Origin of the sequence: Virgibacillus profundi, from assembly GCF_002287375.1 — a bacterium.
Lineage (GTDB): Bacteria > Bacillota > Bacilli > Bacillales > Amphibacillaceae > Virgibacillus_K > Virgibacillus_K profundi.
Map to the genome: position 1 here is coordinate 254,085 of NZ_NPOA01000002.1, position 25,040 is coordinate 279,124.

28 protein-coding genes are annotated in these 25,040 nt (G+C 38.0%); 14 read left to right on the forward strand and 14 right to left on the reverse strand.

Annotated features, from left to right (window positions below; translation table 11 throughout):
• Positions 1-4: 4 nt before the first annotated feature.
• Positions 5-454, reverse strand: a complete 450-nt coding sequence (locus CIL05_RS04270) for an Lrp/AsnC family transcriptional regulator (RefSeq protein ID WP_095654266.1) — start codon at positions 452-454, stop codon at positions 5-7.
• A gap of 186 nt (positions 455-640) precedes the next feature.
• Between CIL05_RS04270 and ggt the strand changes: the two genes are divergently transcribed.
• From ggt to CIL05_RS04290, 4 genes are read left to right on the forward strand one after another with little or no spacing between them, the layout of a single operon-like run.
• On the forward strand, positions 641-2,251 hold the full coding sequence (ggt, locus tag CIL05_RS04275; protein ID WP_439144823.1) for a gamma-glutamyltransferase: 1,611 nt from the start codon (positions 641-643) through the stop codon (positions 2,249-2,251).
• 32 nt (positions 2,252-2,283) lie between these two features.
• Positions 2,284-2,859: a chromate transporter gene (locus CIL05_RS04280; RefSeq protein ID WP_095654268.1), complete on the forward strand. Its 576-nt coding sequence runs from the start codon at positions 2,284-2,286 to the stop codon at positions 2,857-2,859.
• The gene (locus tag CIL05_RS04285) at positions 2,859-3,386 is read left to right on the forward strand and encodes a chromate transporter (RefSeq protein WP_095654397.1); all 528 of its coding nucleotides are present in this window, start codon (positions 2,859-2,861) and stop codon (positions 3,384-3,386) included. Before CIL05_RS04280 ends, CIL05_RS04285 begins: the two co-directional genes overlap by 1 nt.
• A gap of 17 nt (positions 3,387-3,403) precedes the next feature.
• Positions 3,404-3,811, forward strand: a complete 408-nt coding sequence (locus CIL05_RS04290; RefSeq protein WP_095654269.1) for a hypothetical protein — start codon at positions 3,404-3,406, stop codon at positions 3,809-3,811.
• Positions 3,812-3,832: 21 nt separating this feature from the next.
• Here the strand turns inward: CIL05_RS04290 and CIL05_RS04295 are convergent, their stop codons facing one another.
• Positions 3,833-4,618: a Cof-type HAD-IIB family hydrolase gene (locus CIL05_RS04295; protein ID WP_095654270.1), complete on the reverse strand. Its 786-nt coding sequence runs from the start codon at positions 4,616-4,618 to the stop codon at positions 3,833-3,835.
• Between the two features lie 166 nt (positions 4,619-4,784).
• Positions 4,785-6,482, reverse strand: a complete 1,698-nt coding sequence (locus CIL05_RS04300) for a M3 family oligoendopeptidase (RefSeq protein ID WP_095654271.1) — start codon at positions 6,480-6,482, stop codon at positions 4,785-4,787.
• 199 nt (positions 6,483-6,681) lie between these two features.
• On the opposite strand from CIL05_RS04300, the gene CIL05_RS04305 reads away from it, so the two are divergent.
• The 3 genes from CIL05_RS04305 to CIL05_RS04315 all read left to right on the forward strand — a co-directional run bounded on the left by CIL05_RS04305 (position 6,682) and on the right by CIL05_RS04315 (position 9,373).
• Positions 6,682-6,909, forward strand: a complete 228-nt coding sequence (locus CIL05_RS04305; protein WP_095654272.1) for a DUF2164 domain-containing protein — start codon at positions 6,682-6,684, stop codon at positions 6,907-6,909.
• A 12-nt stretch (positions 6,910-6,921) separates the two neighbouring features.
• A complete protein-coding gene (locus CIL05_RS04310; RefSeq protein WP_095654273.1) occupies positions 6,922-7,116 on the forward strand; it encodes a YwbE family protein in 195 nt (64 codons plus the stop codon).
• Positions 7,117-7,336: 220 nt separating this feature from the next.
• Positions 7,337-9,373: a TolB-like translocation protein gene (locus CIL05_RS04315; protein ID WP_095654274.1), complete on the forward strand. Its 2,037-nt coding sequence runs from the start codon at positions 7,337-7,339 to the stop codon at positions 9,371-9,373.
• Positions 9,374-9,437: 64 nt separating this feature from the next.
• Here CIL05_RS04315 and CIL05_RS04320 read toward each other — a convergent pair whose 3' ends face one another.
• Positions 9,438-10,640, reverse strand: a complete 1,203-nt coding sequence (locus CIL05_RS04320) for a dicarboxylate/amino acid:cation symporter (protein ID WP_095654275.1) — start codon at positions 10,638-10,640, stop codon at positions 9,438-9,440.
• A gap of 222 nt (positions 10,641-10,862) precedes the next feature.
• Here CIL05_RS04320 and CIL05_RS04325 point away from each other — a divergent pair, with 222 nt between their 5' ends.
• On the forward strand, positions 10,863-11,150 hold the full coding sequence (locus CIL05_RS04325; protein ID WP_095654276.1) for a hypothetical protein: 288 nt from the start codon (positions 10,863-10,865) through the stop codon (positions 11,148-11,150).
• A 130-nt stretch (positions 11,151-11,280) separates the two neighbouring features.
• On the opposite strand, the gene CIL05_RS04330 is transcribed toward CIL05_RS04325, so the two are convergent.
• The 5 genes from CIL05_RS04330 to CIL05_RS04350 all read right to left on the reverse strand — a co-directional run bounded on the left by CIL05_RS04330 (position 11,281) and on the right by CIL05_RS04350 (position 15,095).
• Complete coding sequence (locus tag CIL05_RS04330) at positions 11,281-12,129, reverse strand: CvfB family protein (RefSeq protein WP_095654277.1); 849 nt, start codon at positions 12,127-12,129, stop codon at positions 11,281-11,283.
• Positions 12,130-12,549: 420 nt separating this feature from the next.
• Positions 12,550-13,209, reverse strand: coding sequence for an ABC-2 transporter permease (locus tag CIL05_RS04335; protein ID WP_095654278.1), 660 nt, complete (start codon positions 13,207-13,209; stop codon positions 12,550-12,552).
• Between the two features lie 13 nt (positions 13,210-13,222).
• Complete coding sequence (locus CIL05_RS04340) at positions 13,223-13,861, reverse strand: ABC-2 transporter permease (protein WP_095654279.1); 639 nt, start codon at positions 13,859-13,861, stop codon at positions 13,223-13,225.
• 3 nt (positions 13,862-13,864) lie between these two features.
• Entirely contained in the window at positions 13,865-14,716 is an 852-nt protein-coding gene (locus CIL05_RS04345; RefSeq protein ID WP_095654280.1) for an ABC transporter ATP-binding protein, read from the reverse strand.
• A gap of 1 nt (position 14,717) precedes the next feature.
• Positions 14,718-15,095, reverse strand: coding sequence for a GntR family transcriptional regulator (locus CIL05_RS04350; protein WP_095654281.1), 378 nt, complete (start codon positions 15,093-15,095; stop codon positions 14,718-14,720).
• Positions 15,096-15,277: 182 nt separating this feature from the next.
• Between CIL05_RS04350 and CIL05_RS04355 the strand changes: the two genes are divergently transcribed.
• A complete protein-coding gene (locus CIL05_RS04355; RefSeq protein WP_095654282.1) occupies positions 15,278-16,174 on the forward strand; it encodes an AEC family transporter in 897 nt (298 codons plus the stop codon).
• Positions 16,175-16,591: 417 nt separating this feature from the next.
• On the forward strand, positions 16,592-17,383 hold the full coding sequence (locus CIL05_RS04360; RefSeq protein WP_095654283.1) for an SDR family oxidoreductase: 792 nt from the start codon (positions 16,592-16,594) through the stop codon (positions 17,381-17,383).
• On the opposite strand, the gene ytaF is transcribed toward CIL05_RS04360, so the two are convergent.
• Entirely contained in the window at positions 17,378-17,986 is a 609-nt protein-coding gene (gene ytaF / locus CIL05_RS04365) for a sporulation membrane protein YtaF (RefSeq protein ID WP_095654284.1), read from the reverse strand. The two genes, CIL05_RS04360 and ytaF, sit on opposite strands and share 6 nt — an antisense overlap.
• Before the next feature lie 177 nt (positions 17,987-18,163).
• Here ytaF and CIL05_RS04370 point away from each other — a divergent pair, with 177 nt between their 5' ends.
• Positions 18,164-20,332: a DNA topoisomerase III gene (locus tag CIL05_RS04370; protein ID WP_095654285.1), complete on the forward strand. Its 2,169-nt coding sequence runs from the start codon at positions 18,164-18,166 to the stop codon at positions 20,330-20,332.
• Between the two features lie 145 nt (positions 20,333-20,477).
• Here the strand turns inward: CIL05_RS04370 and CIL05_RS04375 are convergent, their stop codons facing one another.
• A complete protein-coding gene (locus tag CIL05_RS04375; protein ID WP_095654286.1) occupies positions 20,478-20,675 on the reverse strand; it encodes a DUF2188 domain-containing protein in 198 nt (65 codons plus the stop codon).
• A gap of 167 nt (positions 20,676-20,842) precedes the next feature.
• Between CIL05_RS04375 and CIL05_RS04380 the strand changes: the two genes are divergently transcribed.
• From CIL05_RS04380 to CIL05_RS04390, 3 genes are all read left to right on the forward strand, one after another.
• Positions 20,843-21,082, forward strand: coding sequence for a ferredoxin family protein (locus tag CIL05_RS04380; RefSeq protein WP_095654287.1), 240 nt, complete (start codon positions 20,843-20,845; stop codon positions 21,080-21,082).
• Between the two features lie 167 nt (positions 21,083-21,249).
• The gene (locus CIL05_RS04385; protein WP_095654288.1) at positions 21,250-21,402 is read left to right on the forward strand and encodes an anti-repressor SinI family protein; all 153 of its coding nucleotides are present in this window, start codon (positions 21,250-21,252) and stop codon (positions 21,400-21,402) included.
• Positions 21,403-21,603: 201 nt separating this feature from the next.
• Positions 21,604-21,960 (forward strand): DUF4870 domain-containing protein, encoded by a 357-nt coding sequence (locus CIL05_RS04390; protein WP_240510105.1) that lies wholly within the window; start codon positions 21,604-21,606, stop codon positions 21,958-21,960.
• Between the two features lie 49 nt (positions 21,961-22,009).
• Here CIL05_RS04390 and CIL05_RS04395 read toward each other — a convergent pair whose 3' ends face one another.
• The 3 genes from CIL05_RS04395 to CIL05_RS22035 all read right to left on the reverse strand — a co-directional run bounded on the left by CIL05_RS04395 (position 22,010) and on the right by CIL05_RS22035 (position 24,951).
• Positions 22,010-24,046 (reverse strand): LuxR C-terminal-related transcriptional regulator, encoded by a 2,037-nt coding sequence (locus CIL05_RS04395; protein ID WP_095654289.1) that lies wholly within the window; start codon positions 24,044-24,046, stop codon positions 22,010-22,012.
• A 297-nt stretch (positions 24,047-24,343) separates the two neighbouring features.
• Positions 24,344-24,739 carry a hypothetical protein gene (locus CIL05_RS04400; RefSeq protein ID WP_095654290.1) on the reverse strand — a complete coding sequence of 132 codons (396 nt, stop codon included), beginning with the start codon at positions 24,737-24,739 and terminating at the stop codon, positions 24,344-24,346.
• A 74-nt stretch (positions 24,740-24,813) separates the two neighbouring features.
• Positions 24,814-24,951 carry a hypothetical protein gene (locus CIL05_RS22035; RefSeq protein ID WP_165769036.1) on the reverse strand — a complete coding sequence of 46 codons (138 nt, stop codon included), beginning with the start codon at positions 24,949-24,951 and terminating at the stop codon, positions 24,814-24,816.
• Between the last annotated feature and the right edge of the window lie 89 nt (positions 24,952-25,040).

The following is a 25,040-nucleotide window of genomic DNA, read 5'->3' on the forward strand; positions in this document are numbered from 1 at the left end:
AATTTTACAGCTTATAGCCTGTCCGACTCTTAAACCGCTTCAAAATCACAGAGCTTTCCACGCGGGTAATTCCACTAACCGCATATAACTCTGTATTGATAAAAACTTCAAGCATTTGAAAATCCTCAACCAGAACATGCATATGCAGGGTGCTTGGTCCTGTCATCTGATAAATACTTGCCACGTTCGGATTATCTGCCAGGTTTTGTGCTACTTCCTGTAATTGCTTTGGCTCCACATCGACTTCAAAAAAAGCGGAAACCTTTTTGCCGAATTTTTCCGAGTTAATAACGACAGTGAATTTTTCAATAACACCTTTATCCTTCAGGTTTTTAATTCTATCTTTTACAGCTACACGGGATAGGCCAACTTTTTCGGCAAGCTCAACGTAAGATAATCTGCCATCTTCGGCTAATTCTTCCAGTAGTTTTTTATCGATTTCATCATATTTCATAGTAGTGACCCCTTTACTTTACTAATTATAACACATAAAGAAAGGTTTATAATAGAAGGTTGTCTAAAATGTAAGTACAATCACTAATAAACTTTATTTTTGTATTGACAAATAGCTTATAATTTTGTATTATGTTATATAATTCAGAAAATAACTTTCATATTGAAAAAGGAGTGTTTACATATGATGTCTTTTAATAATCAATCCTCTCCATATCCGGTAACGCGAAATGCTACCTATGCTAAAAAAGGGATGGTGGCGACATCACAGCCACTAGCTTCACAGGCAGGATTGGATATCTTGAAAAAAGGTGGAAATGCGATTGATGCTGCAATTGCTACAGCAGCCTGCCTGACAGTCGTGGAGCCTACCTCCAACGGTATTGGTGGGGATGCCTTTGCTTTGGTATGGACAAAAGATAAACTGCATGGATTAAATGCAAGCGGCAGATCCCCGAAGAATATTTCCATCGAAGCTGTGAAGAAGGCGGGCTATGAGGAAATTCCAGCACACGGCTGGATTCCGGTAACTGTTCCTGGAGCACCAGGTGCATGGGCTGAATTATCGAAAAAATTTGGAAAGCTGCCATTAACAGAAGTTTTAGAGCCAGCGATTACCTATGCTTCTGAGGGATTTCCTGTATCACCAACTTTGAGTAAGTATTGGAAAAAAGGATATAATTCTTTTAAAAAGCATTTAACAGATGATGTTTACGAAAATTGGTTTAAAACATTTGCACCAAACGACCGTGCACCAAAGGCGGGGGAAATTTGGTCATCACCTGATCATGCAAAGACATTACAGTCAATTGCCGAAACAAATGGAGAATCTTTTTACCGTGGTGAATTAGCTGAAAAAATTGCTGCTTTCTCTAAAGAAAATGGCGGATTTCTAACTGCTGAGGATTTGGCTGAACATAAGACCGATTGGGTTGATCCAATCAGCGTCAATTACCGTGGGTATGATGTGTGGGAAATTCCTCCAAACGGGCAAGGGATTGTTGCACTTCAGGCATTGAATATTTTAAAAGGATTTGAGTTTACGGAAAAAGAATCTGTTGAAACATATCACAAGCAAATTGAAGCCATTAAACTGGCATTTGCTGACGGTCAGGCCCATGTAACAGAAGAGGGGAACATGAAATATAGGTCTGATGATATTCTGAGTGATGTTTATGCAGAGACAAGAAGAAAACTAATTTCAGAGGAAGCACTGCAGCCGGAAGCTGGCGAACCAACAGGAAGTGGCACGGTTTATTTAGCAACAGCGGACAGTGAAGGGAATATGGTTTCATTTATCCAAAGTAATTATATGGGCTTTGGCTCAGGCTTAGTTGTACCAGGTACTGGAATTGCGCTGCAAAATCGCGGGCATAACTTTTCCATGGATTCAGGCCATGTTAATGCATTAGCTGGTGGAAAAAGAACTTATCATACAATTATTCCTGGATTTTTGACAAAAGACAATCAGCCGGTTGGGCCATTTGGTGTGATGGGTGGATTTATGCAGCCACAGGGTCACCTTCAAGTAGTGATGAATACCATTGATTTTGGACTGAATCCACAAGCAGCACTGGATGCACCGAGATGGCAATGGATGAAGGAGAAGACAGTGGAAGTGGAAAATAGATTTGGCCATCATCTTGCACAAGGTTTAGCAGATAGAGGGCATGATATTCAAATACAGCTTGAGCCAAATAGCTTCGGGAGAGGTCAGATCATTTGGAGAGACCCTGAAACTGGCGTGCTTGCTGGTGGCACCGAGTCGCGAACAGATGGCACGGTTGCGCCGTGGTAGGCTAATTAAATTACTGCAAAGGTTAGTGACATATGAAAACACATTGGAATTTATTTATTGCGTTTTTTCGTGTAGGAATGCTTGGTTATGGTGGTGGTCCAGGATCGATTCCTTTAATCCATAAGGAAGTAGTGGGTAAATATAAATGGATGAGTGATGAGGAGTTTGGTGATTTGTTGGCACTGGGAAATACATTGCCTGGGCCAATTGCTACAAAATTGGCAGGATATATTGGCCACCGTGTTTCCGGTTTTTGGGGAATGATTAATGCTGTATTAGCTACTATTTTTCCAACGATTGTTTTAATGATCGTTTTACTCGCATCATTGTCATCGATTAAAGAATTTGACTGGGTACAGGGAATGACCGCTGCAGTGATACCCGTTGTTGGTGTGATGCTTGCCGTTTTAACCTGGCAATTCCTTGATAAAGCTGGAAAAGGAATGGGCTGGATACAGACAGGAATTATGGGGCTCATCATTTTTGTCCTGCTGCAATTTTTATCTGTACATCCAGGAATTATTATCGGTGCATTGATACTCATCGCGTTGTTGAAAAAAGATAAACCGAAAAACGATGACCCAGCAAAAGAAGGTGATCCATCATGATGAAATATTGGGAAATATTTCAAGCGTTTTTTATTCCAGGAATACTCGGATATGGTGGGGGACCTGCATCTATCCCACTTGTTGAAAATGAAGTCGTTACACGCTTTGAATGGATGAGTGTTCAGGAATTCAGTGAAGTGCTGGCACTGGGAAATTCATTGCCAGGGCCAATTGCAACCAAAATGGCAGGATATATTGGTTATGATGTTGGTGGTATCTTAGGTGCAGTGATTGGAGTTTTTGCCGCTGTAGCACCTTCACTGATCATCATGATATTATTGCTTGGACTACTTACTAAATACAAAGATTCTCCTAAAGTAAAACGGTTAACTCTTTATGTGAGACCGGTTATTGCAATATTACTTGGTGTAATGGCCTGGCGCTTTTTATTTGAATCCTATGAGGGAATAGGAATATGGCAGACAGCCATTATAACAGTTGTAAGTTACTTACTGATGGAACGGTTTAAGGTGCATCCCGCATTTGTAATAGCTGGAGCGCTGTTGTATGGTGGGTTTTTGTTGTAGGTTTATTGGGGGAGCGTGTGGATGTGTGGCTGGAGGACGATATATCATCCGAAGAGCGAGGATATCCTCCAGAGAGCGAATATATCATCCGGAGCCAGAATATATCGTCCGGAGCCAAGATATATCCTCCGGAGCCAAGATATATCCTCCGGAGAGCGAATATATCATCCGGAGCCAAGATATATCGTCCGGAGAGCGAATATATCATCCGGAGCCAGGACATATCGTCCGGAGAGCGAATATATCATCGGGAGCCAGAATATATCATCCGGAGAGCAGATATATCGTCCGGAGAGCGAATATATCATCCGGAGCCAGAATATATCGTCTGGAGAGAGAAAATATCCTCCGGAGAGCGAATATATCGTCCGGAAAGAAAATATATCAGCAATACCTCAAAAAAAGCCTTTCATGACAAATCATGAAAGGCTTTTCTGCATCATCCATTATTGCACTAACCCTAACTTTTTTAATCCATTAAAAATCCCTGAATTCGTTACAGAGCTTGTCTTGTGTTTTGCGTATTCGAATAGTGCCGGATCGCCATTTTCCATAGCAAATCCTTCACCGACAACCTGAAGCATCTCTTTGTCATTCATTCCGTCTCCAAAAGCGATTGCCTGTTCTGCGGATAAGTTCAAGCGTTGAAGTATCCTATTTATGGCTTCACCTTTGTTCACATTTTTACGGATAATATCGAAGCTGTCCTGTGCGCCTTCAACGTTTACCTGGGAAAGTTGGATATTTGCATCATGTTCGTAAAGTGCTGCCTGCTCTTGATTTAAATTCATTGCAGTTGCACCTAAAATTTGATCGGCTACACCATTCGTATATATTTTATTTCGTTTCAACTGAAAGATATCTATAAAATTTTTAACGATAGGGCTGTCAAGTGATGTAAAATAGTTATTTTCCGATGTGTACAGTACCATCTCATGTCCATTTGCCTGAGCAGCATCTAGAAACTTGCCGATTGCGCTTTTGCCCATCGGTTCATCAACTACAGTTTCATTTTGATACACAGCATAGGCACCATTATATCCAATGATCGACTCGACATTCAGTTCTTCAGCAAGTTCCTTAACCTCATGTGATGGTCGACCAGTACATAAAAATACTTCTATATCCTGCTTCTGCAGTTGGGAAATTGCCTGCTTTGTTGATTCCGTATAGGTGTGATCCGGTTTTAAAATGGTTCCATCAATATCGAGAAAAAGTATTTTGTAATTCATGAAGTTCTCCTTTATATATGTAATCAAATATAAGTAGATTTTATCATAGATGGACAGAATCTGGTATTAATCTACATCTAACTGTAACTGAAGGCCTTGTTTCAAGCATAAAAAAGCACCACCGGAATGGATATCCAGGGTGCTTATTATTGATGTTACATTTTATTTATAATGCTTTGTCATCCACTGAATCAAGCCATGCCTCAATCGTACCAATAACTTCTTCAACAGTTCCTTCTTTAAATGGTGAGCTCAGGTTTGCAGCTTCCACAAGCCCAAGGAAGGATTTTGACCCACCTAATTTACATAAATTAATATAATCACTCCAAGCTTCTTCCTGATTTGATCGTGATTTTTTCCAAAATTGGAATGCACAGATTTGTGCCAGTGTATAATCAATATAATAAAATGGCACTTCATAAATATGCCCCTGACGCTGCCAGAACCCGCCTGCTTCTAAATAAGCATTTCCATCATAATCGCGATGTGGCAGATAGGTTTCCTCCAGCTTTTTCCAAGCTTGCTTTCTCTGGTCCGGTGTCCATTCCGGGTTTTCATAAACAAGATGCTGGAATTCATCCACGGCAACACCATATGGCAGGAACTGAAGTCCATCTGCCAGATGTGCATATTTGTATTTATCTGTATCCTCTTTAAAAAATAACTCCATCCATGGCCATGTGAAAAATTCCATGCTCATGGAATGTATTTCGGCTGATTCGCTGGTGGGGACCAGGTATTCAGGAATTCCGATATTGCGACTGGAATAAAACTGAAAGGCATGTCCGGCCTCATGTGTAAGTACATCAATATCTCCAGAGGTACCATTGAAATTTGAAAAGATAAATGGGGATTGGTAGTCTTCGATAAAAGTACAATATCCGCCAGCTTCTTTTCCTTTCTTGGCTTCCAGATCCATTAGATTTCTATCCAGCATAAAGTGGAAAAAATCATTGGTTTCATCAGATAATTCCTCGTACATTTGTTTTCCATTTTCAATAATCCAATCAGGTGACCCTTTTGGCTTCGCATTCCCATTTTTGAATTTAAAGTTTTCATCATAAAATTTTAATTTCTCCACACCAATGCGCTTAGCCTGTTTTTCATACAGCTTTGAAACTAATGGTACAATAAAATCACGAACCTGCTTACGGAAAACTTCGACCATACTCCCGTCATAATCAATTCTTTGCATGCGAAGATAGCCAAGCTCTACAAAATTTTTATATCCAAGTGTTGTAGCTATTTCATGGCGGACTCTTACAAGCTGGTCATAAAGATCATCAAATTTAGCTGCATGACTTTCAAAAAATCCGGCACTTGCATTAACTGCTTCCCTGCGAATAGACCGATCCTTGACTTCAGTATATGGAGCAAGCTGGGCAAGTGTATAGGTTTCTCCCTGAAAATCCACTTCTGCAGATGCTACAAGCTTGGAGTATTCGGATGATAATTTATTTTCCTTTTGAAGCAAATGAATGACTTCCGGTGAGAAAGACTTCATTTCAAAATCAGCAATCCGGAATAATTGTGAACCCCATCGGTTTTCCAGTTCTTCACGAAACCCTGAAGTAACTAATTCCTTATAAAATGCCGTATTCAATGCTTGTATCTCAGGCTCTAATTCATCAAAAAAGTCACGCTCTTTCTGGTAGTATTCGTCATTAGTATCGATTGACGCCCGTACGTAAACCAGATTAAATAGAGTTGATAACCTATTACGAAATTCATTTATTCCTTCAATTGCTTTGTTTGCCTCTTCCAATGAATCAGCATTCTTAAAGGTATTCAAAAGCACGGTAAATTTATCCTTTTCCGCTTGTAGATTCGGCCGTTCATACTTATAGTCTTCGAATTTTAACATATGTAGTCCTCCTTCTGTATAATTATATAGTATTCGACATTGGGGGTGTGAATTCCTGTTTCAGTATAGATACAAGTTGTAAAACTATTTTATGGGGCATTCGGCAATAGTCTTGATAAATGCCATGTCTTCTATTGTTTCAAAATATCAGGCGATTAGTGATAAACTATAGATAATATTATACATAAAGGAGATTTCCATGAAACCAAAATTCGAACTAACTAAAGAACAAAAAGACGAAATGATTGGATCAATCAAAGGCTATTTCGAAAAAGAACGGGATGAAGAGATTGGCGATTTAGCGGCAATGCTTATGCTGGAGTTTTTTATGGAAGAGCTCGCACCAATGTTTTATAATATTGGGGTGGCGGACAGCCACGCATATTTACATGAAAAACTTGAAGATATATTCGAGATCCAAAAATAGGGTGGGAAGCAAATGACAATTGATGGAAGACATCGGAAAAATATTTATCCTGGATTAGAAGTGGAAATTGTTCTAAAAAAGGATCAAAGAACAGGTAAAACGACAAGCGGGATTGTTAAAGATCTACTGACAAATTCCCAGTTTCATCCACATGGAATTAAAGTTCGTTTAGAAGATGGCCAGGTAGGGAGAGTTCATACAAAATAATTAAAAATGTCTGTTGGTTGTCTGAATAAGATGATTGACAGATTTTTTAGCTTAAAGTCCTATGACTATATAATCATTTATGAATTTTTTTAGTATTTTTCCAGTTGAATATGTAGTTAAAAAAGCTCATTTTTGCTAAATAGCTTAAATTCTAATATTTACCAATCCAATGTTTGATACAATAATATAGGTAATTTAAGTCACTAACAGGAGGGACAAAATGACCAGAAAAATATATTATTTTGGTTTGGTAATTTTAATTATTTTATTAGCGGCATGTTCTTCGGATTCATCAAATGAAGAAACACCTGTTGCAGAAGAAACATCCAACGCGGAAGCACCATTGGAGCCGGAGGTTTTATTTTCCTATGAAGAAGGGGAAGATGACCGGTATGAAATTCATAATATTACTAGTTCATATGATGCAAGTACCGTTTTATTCAATACAAAAGAAACGATAAAACGAGATGATGAAAGGTATGACTATGTCGTATATGGTGGAAAAGATGCAGTGGAACTGAGGGAGCTTTCAACATCAGGGGATGAAGAAGAGGCTTGTCAACAGGAGAATATTTCGCCAAATGGGCAGTATCTGATTGTTAAATGCCTGAAAATGGATCATGCGTTTATGATTTATGATTTAGAAAAAGATGAGATCATTCATGAAGAGCCTGAATTTGAAGACTATGGTACAGATGTTATGGGGATTACAAATGATATGGAAGTAGTCTTGAAATCAATCGATGGGGATCTATTATCCATATACAATGTGGAAAATAAGCAAACAGAGGAATATTCTTTACCGAAATTAACCGGTATTGAAGATGAAGTATTTGAGAATTTTGCTATTTCCAATGATGGTCAAAAAATTCTAATCAATGCATTTTATCGGCTTTATTTAGTAGATAGGGGTACAGGTGAATTACAGGAAATCCTCAATCTTGATTCCTATCAGGAGCAATTTGAAACAGAAGAACTCTATCTTTATAGCCAAAGATTCTCTCCTGATGGAAAATATGCTTTTATCAAAATAAGTGAAAATACGTCGGATCCAATATACCAAAGTCATAATTTTATCAATCTGGAGACGGGTGAGATCCAGAGTTTTTCCGAATTTGAGTATAATCGTATTGGTGATATTGATGAAAATGGGAGAGTGCTTTTGACGGATTCTGATGATGAAATATATATATATTCCATTCCGGATGAAGAAACATACCGTATTCCTGATTTAGATTTAAGCACATATGCAGATGAGTTTACATTATCTACGGATGGAAACTATTTATTATACAGTGATAAAAAAAGCGATGAAGTAAAAACAAATTATGTATATAAGGTAGCTCTCGGTGATGTCAGTACATATGAGACTACAGATTTCATGGCAACACCAGAGGAATTAGAGGAACTCGAGTCGAGCCCTGGTGAAGGTGATACTACTGCTGATAGTATTGAATTATCACCAGTGGAAGAAGATGTGAACAATCTTTACATGGAAAATTGGAACAATATATCCAATGTACTGTACCCTACTGAATTTCCGGAAGAGGTTGAAAGTATCAGCTACCGAGTGAATACGGGCAGATATGGGCAAACTATTAAATTTGTTTCTGATTCTACCGTACGGAAGGATATGTCATTCACCGCTGTTGACCGAACAGGTGAAGACCATCCAGCTGTTTGTATTGATGATGATTTAGAGCTGACAGAGACGAAAGATGGCATAGACTACTATTTTTATTTATTCAGCAATGATGAAGGGGAAATTTCCTTTGTAAAGGATGAATGGTGCTATACAATAGAAGGGGAAGACTTTACGGAAGAGGAATATTTTACTGTTGCTTATTCACTGGCTAAGGCCGGAGAGATACCGCACGAGCTACCAATTGATGAAGTATCATTTCCAACAGAATTGCCTATTCAGGATGTAATTGTTTCAAGGAATGCACTTTATCATTATGATGAAATGAAACATAAATATGTTGTAGATTATTATGGTGACAACGAAAATGATGTGAAAATCGATTTTGAAATAGATCAAAATGAACCGGATTTTTATGATTATGAGGAAAATGAATCGATAGAATTAACAAATGGCATGGAAGGTTCGTACAACGAAGAGTATTTAAGGGTATTTATGTATGACGATAAATATTATTATACAATTAAAGCAGATATTGATAATGAATTGATTGATAAATTAGGTATTGAAAATATAAAAAATGCCTTGATTGAAGTAGGTAATTCGGTGGAATAGATACACTCAGGTATCTGAACCGTCACTTGTTAGGGAGGAACCCTTCAAGTGACGGTTTGTTTTTTTATGAAGCTTTTGCTTCCCGCTTTCTTTCCGATGCTTCTACAACAACACTTGCAGTTGCATCACCCATGATATTTACAGATGTCCGCATCATATCAAGCACCCGGTCAACACCGGCAATCAATGCAATCCCTTCAAGTGGAAGGTTAATTGCTGCAAGAACCATCGTTAACATGACAAGACCAGCACCAGGCACACCAGCTGTTCCAATAGAAGCAAGTGTTCCTATTAATACAACCATCATAATTTGGGCAAAAGTTAACTCCATTCCAAAATATTGTGCGATAAAAACGACAGTAATCCCCTGGTATAATGCTGTTCCATCCATGTTTATTGTTGCACCTAATGGAAGAACAAAGCTACTGGTTTCCTTGGATACACCAAGACTTTCCTGTGTGTTTTTCATCGTTACAGGCAGCGTACCAGAGCTTGAGCTTGTACTGAATGCGACAGCTGCTGCAGGGAAAATACCTTTGAAAAAGTGAACCGGATTCATTTTTCCGAGTGATTTTACAGCTAAAGAATAAATAATTCCCGCATGAATGACACATCCTATTAGTACAGCAATAATTAACTTGATTAGCGGAAGAAGTACGGATATTCCATACTCTCCTACAATCGGAGCAAGCAAGCCGAAAATACCAAAAGGTACCAGTATCATGATGAGTGCAGTAATTTTGTACATGATTTCTGCCAGTCCATCAAAAAATCGCTGTACCGGAGCAGCCTTTTCGCCAACTAATATGATACCAATTCCTAAGAAAATGGCAAAGAAGATAATTTGCAGTACATTTCCTGTCGTTAAGGATTCCATTGGATTTGTAGGAATAATATTTAATAATGTTTGGACGACACCTTCTGTTTCCGTTGGTTCTACTGCTGTATCCTCAACTGTAATATCAGCGCCGGTCCCAGGTGAAATGACAAATCCAGCAGTTAGACCGATTGTTATTGCGATAAAACTTGTCACTAAATAAAAGGAAATTGTTTTACCGCCTAACCTGCTCAGTTTTTTAATATCTCCTGCACTGGTTACGCCAACAATAATGGTTGAAAGGATTAATGGAACAATGATAAATTTAATAAGACGTAAAAATATATCACCAATCGGCTGAACAAAATTCGCTCTTTCTCCAAAAATTAAACCAACAATAATAGCGAGGATAAACGCGGCAATAATTTGCCAAACTAAACTTTTCTTCATGACATCCTCCTTTAAAAGGTGATTAAATGCTAGTAAATACCTCCTTTTCAAGTTTGTACTATTATCCTATTCAGCTATATGTGTAAAAATTCAATTATTTGGTGAAATGACTTTCCTTGAGATCAAAAAGGCTAAGAAAAAAATGTCCGGTTCAATTGACTTTATTCGGGTTCAATTGTAGACTATATAAAGATACATATTTATTTTATGAGGTGAAAAATCATGATACAATCAGTCTTTCTAATAGGGGCTATTTTAACAGTAGCTATTGTTGTAATTAACATTGTTCTTCTTAAAGCTTCACCAAAGGAAAAGTATACTTGCTATTATCCAAGTTTCGTTTTCATTATTGCAGGCCTACTATTCCTCGGTCTTGCTTCCCTTATGGACAAAGTTGAAGTTATGGGAGCAGGCTTAGGTGGATGGGGAATTGCATCCCTATTCGCAGCAGCTATCGGACTAATTGTTACATCCATTTTAGATTCCAATGCAAACAATGCAAATGCTTAAGTAAGAATAAAAAAAGAGCGACGGATCGCTCTTTTTTTGTGGGCAAAATATATGTGAAACATGGATTGTAAACCAGCTCACGGGCTGATGTTCTCGCTGATGAGCTGATGCCCCAGCCCTCGAGCTGATGTTATTTCAAATACGTATTCCCATCAAGCTGTTCAATTTTTCCTTCTTTCATTAATTTTCCGAGTGCACGTTTGAAAGCTGCTTTACTTATATTGAAAGTCCCACGGATATCTTCTGGATCACTTTTGTCACTGAAAGGAATTACTCCATCACCAAGTTCCAGCTGTTCTAAAATGGCGTCTGCATCTTCGCCCATACTATGCTGCTTCAATGGCCGGAGTGAAACATTCAATGTGCCATCTTCTTTTACCTCGATTACACGACCTTCAACCAATTCTCCCAGGCGGGGTTCCACTTTACGCTCGGTATGGTGGATGAATCCACGATAATCTTCTTCTGTTATAATAGCTGAACCTTCTCTATCCGTACGGTAAACGTTGCCGGATACTTTTTGATTCAGTAATTCATCTGGAGCAAGCGCTATTTCTCTTGCAAAAACGCCTTCTGTTGCAGGGATGGCAAGTAGTCTCCCATTTTGATCCTTACCTAATGTAACAAATAGTTTGTCGCCTGCCTCAGGCCAAACGTTTTCAAATAATGGCAGATCATCTTTTGAAACAAGCATTTCTTTCGTCGTGCCAATGTTGACGAATGCTCCGAGATTTGGAATAACCTCCACAACATCAGCCCAGCCAAATTCATCCATTTGCACAGTGGGTAATTGTGTTGTTGCTGTAATATTTCCTTTTTTATCGGAGTATAGAAAAACTTCTACCTGCTGATCAGGCTCCAGCTCGATTTCCGTTTCATTATGATGCAACAAGGCTTCTTCCATATCTTTTTGCAAAACATATCCTGAGTCGATTTTTCGTAATACAGTCATTGTTTGAATGGTTCCCAGTGGTAACATAGCTCAACCTTCTTTCTTTTATGTATGTATTGGAAAAGGGGTACCCTTCTATTAAGAGTACCCCTTTGAATTCTAAAGTAACACATAAGTTTCATTTTTATTTTTAATCCCGATGAATTCGGGTGGGAAATTCTCATTTGGTGTGCTCATTTAAGCATTTCTTTAATGTATCATGGAATAACATTAACTTCTTTTTTTCTAAACTCTTATCGAATTTCACTTTACCGCGGTACATGTTCCACTGGTTGTCTTTTAACTTAAGCAACGTAAGCCCTACCTGCTCTTACGTCCTTGCGACCCCTTAGTCGCGCCAGTGTGAATAAGCATCTTCAAAAACATTGTAGAATGCCAGATGACTTATTTGTTACTTCAATTTGTTAACTTGACTAGAATATCACATGCCTCAATATTTGTCAAATTTCAAAGATCCTTTTTCAAATAGAGCAGTTGTGATAGTTTCATGGATAGATAAAAGATTACAACCGAAGCCAGCACTAAAATGATAAATGGCTGGTACGGTATATATTTTTCCACTACCAATACAAAGCCAGGATCAAGTTCATTAAAAATAATCACTTCTTCCAATTCCAATACCGTCACAAGTGGTGTTAATGAATAGTAACTTCCTAGCATCAAGAGAACCATTAGACAGCCAACAGATAGTGTAAATGATCGAAACAGGTAGAAGAAGGGAACAGTAATAGCTATTATGATTACGCCAATGCTGAAACATACAATAATATCCTTCCAGCCGTAGATATATCGATCGAGATCAGTGAAGGATATTATCGCATAACCGATTATCCATTGATACAGGATGATGCAAATGGATAACAGCATAATAGATTGGTACCTTCGCTTGACAACCTGAGAAGCCTGAATAGGTAGGCTTCTCAGGAACTTATTCACATTTGCACGATCATCATAATAAAACAGTGCGATAATAAGGGTTAAAGCAGTTGCGATAAACATGAAAATAGGCGGTAAAAATACGAAATATGTTATTGATAAAAATAATAGTATGGACAGGTAGGTTATCCAGGTGTTTATAAATAAATCCTGTTTGATTAGCTGCAGCATTTCTGTACCTCCTTTACAAAATGTCTTTTTTTACATAAATCCATGAAGCCAGCCTATAGGAAAGATATAGACTACCAAGCGAAAAACCAATAAGAATAAGAACAGGTTGCAGGTCGATGATATCAAGGATGAAGCGTATTATCTTATCACTTACCTGAATATATGGGTTTCCAATGATAATTACGATACCAAATATGATTGAAAACAATAGAATAATTTGAATTAAAAAGGCTTTTATATAGGACTGGAAAACATAATAAATCGGAATCGAAATGGACAGCATCATTGCAATGGAAGTAAATATTAATAAAACTATAAACCAATCCATCGGTTTTGATTCCAGGTACGGCAATCCGAATCGGGCAATTTTGTCAATCAGCCAAACGTATAGTAAAAAAGCTGAAGTAACAATAAGAAAGAATACATATTTACCCAGGACGATATATTTTTTTCTGAAAGGAAGGCTTGCTGTGAATCGATTAACATGATTTTTGCTGTCATAGTAAAATGCATTAAAAATAAAACCTAGTATTGTACCAATGTATAAAGAAGTACTGGGCATATTCATTACAAAGGATAATGGGATAAATAGAATAAGAAAAATTATATAGATAAGATTTAACTGAAATTCCTTCTTTATTAATTGAACCACGAATCAATTCTCCTTTCGTGTCATGAAATACATAATATCTTCAAGTGCTGCTTTCTCAATAATAATTTCTTCGCCATATGGGTCGAAAATAGATGGATCCCCTTCAAATAACCCGCTAAATCCGATTTTTGTTTTCTGGAGACCGGAAAATAATTCTTTTGTATCAGCATCAATGATGTCTGATTTTCCTTTAATAATATGAAACTGGCTCTGTAATTCCTCCATGCTCTTTTGAAAAATAACTTTACCCTGAAAAATGAATACAACATAATCTGCCATACGATCCAAGTTTGTCGTTATATGGGTTGAGAGAAATATCGTTTGATTTTCATTCACCATCAATTCCTGAAGGTGATCGAGTAATTCTCTTCTGAAAATAGGATCAAGCCCAGAGGTTGGTTCATCCATGACGATAAATTCCGGTTCATGTGATAGTGCAAATAATAACGAGCATTTCATTTTCATCCCTTTAGAAAAGTGCTTTATTTTCTTTCTTAATGGCAATTCAAATTTTGCAAGATTTTCCTGAAATAATTCCTCGTTCCAGGTTTCATAAAAAGGCGCAATAAAGGATTTCATCTTTTTAATGGTAAATTCTTCGTACATATAAAGGTCATCATACACAAATCCAATTTTTTGTTTGACATGATGATCCTTGTGACTCCTGCCGAAGAGTTGAATGTCCCCTTCGTCCACTTGCAAAATGTTCATCATCAGTTGAATTGTAGTTGTTTTCCCACTTCCATTTGGACCAATAAAACCTGTTATATAGCCTTTAGGTATGGTTATATTTAAATCTTCAACAGAAAACCCCTTACGTTTCTTTGTGACATTATGAAATTCAACCGTATTCATATTACAACTCCTCTTCAAAATAAATAGATATCAACTCAAATAAATCCGCTTTCGTTAAGCCAAGTCTTTTTCCCTCAAGTACAATTTTTTCCAACTCATTTTCCAGCTCGCGAACCTGCCATTCCTTGAGCACATGAGGCTGCTGCCCGGCGACAAATGTTCCTTTACCAACAGCGGAAATTAAATAACCTTCCTTTTCAAGGTCTTCGTAAGCCCGCTTTGTTGTAATCACACTGACTTTCAGATCCTTCGCCAACACCCTCATGGAAGGAAGTGCATCGCCTTCTTTCAGTTCGCCTGAAAAAATATGCAGTATAATTTGTTCCTTGATTTGCTGGAAAAGTGGCTCCTTACTATTGCTTGCAATTAGAATATTCATGGAATAATCCCTCGTTTTTAATTGTATATATACACTATATACAATATATACATACTTAAAAGATATGTCAAGAAGTGAATTTAAATTTTTGCGTGCTTTAATGCTTTAGAGGAGCAGGGGGACAGGTGCTTTTTAGTATGATAGACTTATAAATGTTCTAATTATTTAATGGAGTTGTCATCATGAGTTTATTTTTAAATGTTATTTTACCTATTATGGCTATATTTACTTCGGGGTTTATCCTGCAAAGAATCCGACTTCTGGATGTGAAGTCGATTTCAGCAGTGACATTGTACATATTGTCACCAGCTTTAGTATTTGTATCTTTGTACGATGCTGACTTTGATAGTGGATTTTTGATTATTTTTATTTATATGTTCGTCCTATTTTTTATCATGGTTCTTTTGAATAAAATACTTGCCCGCATTTTTAAGTGGTCGACATCTGTGGAGAGTGCTTCCATATTAGCTTCGGGATTTATGAATTCAGGAAATTATGGACTTCCCGTTGTGCTGTTCAGTGTAGGGGAGACAGCCCTGCCATATGCGATATTTATTATGGTGGTACAGGCTTTGCAGAATAATTTCTTCGGCGTATACTATGCATCTCGCAGTACGAGTGGGATGAAACGTGCATTTGTAAATGTGATGAAAATGCCGACAACTTATGCGGCAATTTTGGCATTTGTTTTTCAGCAATTTTCAGTGGGGGTGCCTGAATCCATCCATTCCACATTATCCATGGTTGGTAATGCAGCAATTCCGGTTATGATGGTCATGCTCGGCATGCAGCTCGCTTCCATTACAGCATTAAGTCTAAATTGGCAGGTAATCATCTCTTCTGTAAGCCTAAAAATGATCGTTGCACCATTGATAGCATTTGGATTCATAACGTTGGTTGATGTGGATCCAATAATCGGGACAGTATTAATTATTATTTCAGCAATGCCAACAGCCGCTACGACAACGATGTATGCCATTGAATTTGATACCGAACCGGATCTGGTTTCAAGCATTACATTTTTAGCTACACTAATCAGTATTGTTACATTAACAATTTTATTGAACATAATCACCTGAAGATAAAGCTGATGTTTTCATCTTTTCAATTATGGGTAACTTATAGACATGAGCATTATAAGTGAAACCTGATTTCCCTCCCGAGAAAGGATGAAAAAAATGTTACGTACTATATTAATGATTATTGGTGCAATTGTTGTAATTGGCTGGATTATTTCATTACTCTAAAAATAAAGACTATAACTTTGCAATACCCGAACTCCCTTCTTTATAATGAAGTTAGAGAGTTCGGGTATTTTTAGGTAGAAAGCATAAAATACTTCCTTACTGCATAAGTGCAACTAAGACATTCGCCCAACCTAAAGCGAATGCCAAGTTTTCTAATATTGCATTACTTTTTACATTGCAGGTGGAATACTGCTGAGTGAAACTTCACAGTTCAAAGAATATGATAAACCTAATAGGGGAGTGGGAAGAATGGATTTTGGTTTAAAAGGAAAGTCAGTAATTGTAACAGCTGCAAGTAAAGGACTGGGTAAAGCTGTAGCGACAGAATTTGCAAAAGAGGGTGCACATGTTTTAATCAGCAGCCGGAATGAGACGACTTTGCGTGAAACAGTGAACGAAATCAAAGAGATGTCAGGAAATGAATCAATAGATTTTGCTGTTTGTAATATGAAAAGTGCAGCGGATATCAAGCAGCTTGTGAATAAAGCAGTTGAATGGAATGGTGGAGTTGATGTATTAATTAATAATGCTGGTGGTCCACCTGCAGGCAGCTTTTTGGATATGACCGATGAAGATTGGTACCACGCATTTGAATTGAATTTACTCAGTTTTGTTAGAACGATTCGTGAGACTGTACCTTTTATGAAAAAACAGAATGGCGGACATATTGTTAATTTAGCTTCATCGTCCATTAAGCAAAGTCTTGATAACCTGGTACTCTCAAACACGATGAGACCAGGCATCGTTGGACTTGCTAAAACATTGGCTCAGGAACTGAGTGAAGATAATATTTTAGTGAATACAGTTGGACCAGGCACAATTGAAACAGACCGCATTCTGGAATTGAATCAGGTGCGAGCTAACAAGCAAAATATTTCCACAGAATCATTAAGAAAAAATGCCGAGCAGAAAATTCCGATGAAACGCTATGGACAGCCGTATGAGTTTGCAAAAGCTGTTGTATTTCTAGCCTCCGGTGCAAATACGTATATAACAGGACAGTCACTTATTGTGGATGGTGGGCTGGTTAAAGCGTTATAGAATATTGAAAAACCCCAGTGCAATTAATAATATTGGTGGCAAAAAAGTCATGCCCTGTAATTGTTTGTTTTTGGATAACAGAATTCCTGTTCGAATACCGCAGAAAACAAATAATCCACTCATGAATGCAATAAGAATAGCAGTTAAAATTGGCGAATAGCCAAGCATCGAAGCACCAATCCCTGCGCCAAATGCATCCAGGGCAAGCGCAGCGCCGAGCAATACAGCTTCGTTGGCAGAAATGATTCCTGACTGATCCAGATCTGCTTTGTCCGGCGTTGTCAGGACAGCTGTTAATATGTTTTGATTCGATTCGTCCGAAGTATTTTCCCGTTTCGGACGAACAATATTATAAAGCGAAAAAAGTCCTAAAAAAATTAAAATACTTCCACCGATTATTTTAGCGATATCCGGTGATATAAATGAACTAAGGAGAGATCCTATTGTCATTGCCAGTAGCACAATAATTCCTGAGCAGCACATAATAATGAACAATGCATTGAATGGAACGATGATTTTACGCATTCCATAGGTCACCCCAACACCAAAACCATCCAAACTTACAGCAATTACTAACAGAAATAACCCCGTATAAAAAAGCATTCTACCAATTCCTTTGCTATAATTCTAGATTATTGTATGGAATAGTCGCCGGCGATGTGAGTAACATTGAACTTCGAGGAGCGCACGAAAATGAATTCCACTTCACTACCTGCACGTAAGCACCCACTTATGGTAAAGTTATGATAGATGTTTTTTTACAGAGAGGATTTTTATAAAATGAGTAAAACAGTTGTATTAGCAGAAAAGCCTTCCGTTGGCCGGGACATTGCACGTGTACTTAATTGCAATAAAAAAGGCAATGGTTACCTGGAAGGATCAAAATATATTGTGACATGGGCACTCGGTCATTTAATCACATTGGCTGATCCTGAAGTGTATGATGATAAATACAAAACATGGAAGCTTGATGATCTGCCAATGCTGCCATCCCAATTGAAACTGGTTGTGATCAAGAAGACTGGTAAGCAGTTTAGTTCAGTGAAAACACAGCTGAACCGAAAAGACGTAAGTGAGATTGTTATCGCAACAGATGCTGGTCGTGAAGGGGAACTGGTGGCACGCTGGATTTTGGAAAAAGCACGTGTTAACAAGCCTGTGAAGCGATTATGGATTTCATCCGTTACTGACAAAGCGATTCGTGATGGCTTTAAACAGTTAAAACCGGGGGCAAAATATGAAAATTTATATGAATCAGCAGTGGCACGTTCAGAAGCGGACTGGTATGTAGGACTCAACGCGACACGTGCACTGACAACCAAATTTAATGCACAGCTTTCCAGTGGGCGGGTTCAGACACCTACTCTGGCGATGATCGCTGCACGTGAGAAGGAAATTAAAGAATTCAAACCGAAGAAGTTTTATGGACTGGAAGCGAAAACGAATAAAGGCTTTAAACTTACCTGGCTGGACGGGAAAAATAACAGCCGAATTTTTGATAAAAAAAGAGTTGACGACTTGCTTGGCAATCTGAAAAGTAAGCCGGCAAAAGTAGTTGACATAAATAAAGCCTATAAAAAGAAATTTGCTCCACAGCTGTATGATTTGACTGAATTGCAGCGGGATGCGAACCGAATTTTTGGCTATTCCGGAAAACAAACTTTATCCCTGATGCAAAAATTGTATGAACAGCATAAAGTTTTGACATATCCAAGGACTGATTCACGGGTGATTACAACAGATATTGTGCCAACATTGAAGGATCGTGTGAAAGCCTGCGGGGTTGATGAATATGCCCGTTTTTCCGGTAAAATTGCGCGAAAGGACCTCAAACTTGGGAAGTCTGTTGTCGATAATGCGAAGGTTTCTGACCATCATGCAATCATCCCGACAGAACAGCATGTGATTCTGGATGAGTTGAATGATAAAGAACGTAAAATTTATGATCTTGTTGTGAAGCGGTTTTTAGCAGTCTTGTCAGATCCATATGAATATGAACAAACAACCATCACAGCACAAATCGAAAATGAGCGATTTTCCGCAAAAGGCAGGATTGTTAAGAAGCAGGGCTGGAAGGAAATCTATGATAATCGTTTTGAAGACAGTGACGGCAGTGATGATCAGCAATTGCCTGTGGTTGAAAAAGGTGATGCCATGAACGTGCGGATTTCCATGACAGAGGGCGAAACAAAACCGCCAGAGCGATTTACAGAAGGGGCACTGCTTCAGGCGATGGAAAATCCCGTACGTTACATGAGCTCTGAAGAAAAGCATTTAGCAAGTACAATCAATAAAACTGGTGGTCTTGGAACTGTTGCAACACGTGCCGATATTATTGAAAAGCTGTTCAATGGGATGTATATGGAAATGAAGGGCAAGCATATTTTCATCACTTCCAAAGGCCGACAGCTGCTTGATCTGGTACCGGAGGATTTGCGTTCACCTGCACTCACAGCAGAATGGGAACAAAAGCTTGGACAGATTGCTGAAGGGAAATTAAACAAGAACAAATTTATTTCCGAAATGAAGAGCTATGCGAAAGAAGTTGTTCAGGAAATAAAAGGCAGTGACGAAACATTTAAGCATGACAACATGACTGGCACGAAATGTCCGGACTGCGGCAAACTGATGCTGGAAATCAATAATAAACATGGGCGCATGCTCGTCTGTCAGGATCGTTCATGTGGACACAAGAAAAATATTGCCAAACAAACAAACGCCCGCTGTCCAAATTGCCATAAACGCCTGGAATTACGTGGGGAAGGTGAAGGGCAAATGTTCATATGCAAATGTGGTCATCGTGAAAAGCTGTCCACCTTTAATAAGCGAAAACAGCAGGAGAAAAAGCATAAAGTATCGAAAAAAGATGTGAATCAATATTTGAAGAAACAGGATGAAGGCTTTGCGAACAACGCATTAGCCGAACAGCTGGCTAAGCTGAAGAAATAGTATGATGGAGACTCTCTGCACAAGGCAGGGAGTCTTTTTTTGTATGGAATCTGAGGAAATGCTGAAGTTCACATTTAGACTAGCTCTTGTTTCAGCAATTCTAGGTAATGAAAAAGGATGCTCACTCCAACAGTGAGCATCCCTCTCAATATCTTCTCTTTTCCACTATATTATGATTTTTATCTAAAATTTCCACCTTACTTGGACTGTTTTCCTTCGCCATTTTTTCTGCAGCAGCTATGGCATCATCTTTCGCATCATATACTTCTTCTGGTGCCACATCTTCTAATTTTACGAACCAGCTTGTGGCATCTACATTTGGTGCTACACTATAGGTCTTCATCTATTAAAAACTCCTTTAGTCTAATTTAGTTATCACATTCCCGCTACAGGGCACTAGTTAAACATATTATATTTTTGGTAAAGCTGTTTACTTGCTATTACATTTTCATGTATCATTAAATCAGAGATAGAAACTTTTTGATAGCATATAAGGGAGGTATCATATAGATGGCTTTTGTAATTTTGGATCCCTGTGGTCCGGAGAAATCAGCAGAGTGTGTGAGTGTTTGTCCAGTAGATTGTATCGAAGAAGGGCCGGATCAGTTTTACATAGACCCGGATGTTTGTATAGATTGTGGTGCATGTAAAGCAGTTTGTCCGGTTGAAGCAATCGAGGAAGAATATGATCTCACACCAGATCAGGAAGTATTCCTGGATAGGGCAGAAGAATTTTTTGCAAATAGGTAAGCTGCGTGAGCAATGCATAGCAGACGAAAAAGGGTAGTTTTAAACAGGGCGCTCATTCATGGTATGGGTGCCTTTTTAAATTGTATACCCAGGGATACATTACACCGCTAAAGGACTATGCTAAGATAAATTCAGTTAAAGGGAAGTTAGGGTGAGGGGGAAATGGGTTGGTTAATGAACAAATACCAGTCAAAAGTCTTACATATGATCAGGAATGGGTTTATTTGATTACACTTGCGAAAGAATCAGGATTAAGTAAAAGTGAAGTACTCCAATTTCTAAAACTGGCTAGCGAAAAGGAAAAAACAATGAAACGTTAAATTCAGGTACCTCAATACATCACTCATCCAGAAAAACTCCACTCAACAAATTTACTGAAAACTCACATTATATACCTAGGTATACATTACATCATGTGCATACCGTGTTATTATTTTCATAACGTCGAAGCCAATCAGGATAGCTTTTTCATTACTTTTTATTTAGTAAACATGAAGCAATTGGCATAGGGAGGTGTTGTAATGTCAAAAGAAATGAATACAGAGGAAACACCTGTAGTAATTCAGCAGGAAGAATCTGCTGATGTAAAGGAAAATAAAGGGATGGCTATTCTAGCATATATTATTTTCTTTATTCCGCTTCTTGCAGCAAAAGACTCGAAGTTTGCTATGTATCACGCAAATCAGGGACTTATATTATTTCTTTGTTGGATTGGGGTATCTGTTCTTGGAACTGTTTTGCCATTTATCGGGTGGTTATTAATTTTGCCGTTTGGTAGTCTGGTTCTTGTAATATTTGCTGTGATGGGGATTATTAATGCAGCAAATGGCAAGGAAAAACCTTTACCAATCATAGGGAAGTACAAATTGTTAAAATAATAATCAAGGGAGTCAGTACATCACGTCTGTCTCCCCCTTTAAAAACCAATTAAATAATTTCCATAATTCTTTTGATCAACTGGGTTCTGTTCCTGGCTTCAGCCTTGGATAGAATTCGGGTAATATGTTTCTTCACCGTTACTTCTGCAATATAGAGCTGACTTGCAATTTCGGCATTGCTTTTTTCATCGAGAATCAGTTTAACAATATCCACTTCGCGATCAGTGAATGCAAAAGTACTAGTAATCATTTCGATTTGATTGCTAACCGAATCTTTAGAAGTGAATTGCTTTAAATAAACAGCTAATTTTGGACCGCTCACATCTAGTATATAGGTTGATGATGGATAGTTCTCTCCGTAATCGTAGTGCAGAGCGTCTGGAACCTCCTGGAATCCAAAGTTCTTAAGTAAGTGCTGGAAAAAAGGTAAAGGAGTAGAAACAATAATTTTCCCTCCGGATAGCAGCAATGGAAATAAATTATATAGTGAAAAGGAACGAGCTTCTGTATTTGATGAATCAACATAGTCAAGCATTCGGATAAACCATCCGGCATTTCTGTCTTCTGGAACAGCAAATTCCTTCTTTTCGCTTTCAGTCAGTCGCGAAAAAAAGGCTCTCGAGACAGGCTCTTTTGTTAAGTGGGGCAGTGTGTTTTCATTAATTGGTACAAGAATGGAAAGTCCCAGCGTCTCGCCATATTCGTTTTTTAAAATACGTGCCACATGTTTCCCCATTTTTTCAATATATTCTGCGTTCATCAATTCCAGTTCTTTTTGATTATGCTGTAAAGATGCATGGAAATGATAGGAATTATTTGTTCCTCTATTATAGAACTGCACATCACTTGTTGATACATTTCCTTTTTTATATTCAAAGAAATCTGTAACTTCATGGAAATTATAGGATTCCACTTGTTCAAAATACATTGTTGTGTCAATCGAGTCTTGAAAAAAGGCAGATTGAATAAACTCATCCCCAAGATGATAAAAAAACTGAGCAATATCGTGACGTGATCGGGTGGAAATTGTCTTGTGATAGTAAAATGCGGCACTTCGCTCACTCAAGGCTTTAAACCGCTCGGGATTTCGATGTTTTAACTCAACTCGAATAGCATCCCGTATTAAATCATGCATCGCCCAGTCACTTCTTGTAGGCTTGATAAAGGATAAAGATGTAAGTTCATGAAATTTCGATAAGCTGACTTCACGATTCAAAATGGAGGACAGGCTTTGTTGATCAAAGTGATGCAGAATTGCCGCAGCTTCAACCAAATTATGCAAATTCTCACTTTTCACCTCAAGCAGCCATCTTCTAGTTAACTCCATTAAAATTTGAGGAATGTTTTCCGTTAATTGATCAGCTGGATCTATCTCCGGCTTTTCATCCGTAATTGCTGCAAGGGACAAAGTGAGTGGGTGCCCCTCAGTAAATTGCCATAAGGACTTAATATGATGTTTGTTTTTAATTCCGTAATGACTTAAATACGAGCTTGTTTGCGCGAGACTGAAATCCTTCAGTTCCAGCTGTTTTGTTATCCTCCTCCAAGCAGGGGACTCTTTCCATTCTCCTTTTAAAGCTTGCCGTCCCGCCAGAATAAAAAATATACTTGAATCAGCATGCCGGACAAAGAGTTGTCGAAACCACCGATCAAGATCATCCATTTTTTCATACGTATCAATGGCAATAATAATTCTGCGTTCTATTGCCAGATCCTCGAGATTTTCAAAACAATTTTGCAGATTGTTTTGATTATGGTAGGTCACATTGCTTGTTTTCAATTCAAGTAGAGTGAGTAAATACTCGGCAAATCCTGAAGGCGTATGGGGAAAATCTTCGCTGTCCAGCTTTAAAAAAAGTACCCCGTTTTCTTCAGCAATGCTGGAATACTTTGATAATAGATAGGTTTTACCAATTCCACCGGTACCATAAATGCTAAGCACTTTTTCATAAGGATTATCTGATTGGATAAACTGCTGGAAAACTTCAATCTCATGTTTTCTTCCAATGAAAAAGTCCTTTTCTATTTCTGTAATGATGTCATTCATGCTTTTTTGTTCTGTGGTAATGTTTTTGTTTACCTCCAAAACAATAAACCCCTTCCGGATGAAGCGTTTATATAGAAAAATCTAATTATTATAAATATAGTCAATAACTACTATAATGTCAATAGTTATATGGAACTTATTGTCTAATAGAAAAAACAGAAAGGAAAAGAACCAGTAGCATTGAGGAGGTTTCGTGAAATAGTTGAAAATTGAGTGAAAGTTATCCCCGTTACAAATGGCTGGCTGTAGCGGGGATTTCTTGCGTTTGGTATGGGAAATTATTCTATGAAGTAATTCTTGCGGGAGTAGGGAATCAATCTTCGCGGAGGATTCTAATTAAAAGTTAAATTGATTTTTGAATCTGGCAAACTCTCTTTCATTTCGAACTGCTTTCTCCCAGATGTGATCCTGATCCGATTCTATGCTTTGTAATTTCCCCATAACCACATGATGGCGGGACTTGCTTTCTTCCCTCATAGATCTCTGCTCTAATTTTACTGTAGTTAGTTCTTCACGAATAGAAGCTTGTTCTTCTTTCATAGCGTTTTGTTCTTTACCCTGAGCATTTTGTTCTTCCACTACTTTTGCTACTGTCGTAATTAGCTGTGTTACCATATTCTCCATGCGGTCTAATTTCTCATCCTGAAGATCAAAGCGTTTCCCCATCTGATCAAATTTCTGATCCTGAAGATCAAAGCGTTTCTCTAAACGGTCAAAACGTTCTTCACTCATTTTCTTCACCTCCTTCGTTCAAGTATAGCTCATATTACTAGCGAAATCCATGCAGAAAATATCGAATTCTTGGCTTAGTTTTCCTCAGCTTTTACCGCAATCTTGCTGGCAATCCAGCGCTTCGCAACTGTTTCATCAATTTCATAGATTTTTCCTGCACGCAGCAGGTCACCATGGTATGCTGTTTGGACATTCATTTTTACTTTGATCATTAGGTGTGCTCCTTTAATGTATTATGTGTTAAGTATACATGATTTTTTCGGAAAAAATAAGTGACATTCCTTTGTAAGGATACGCCACT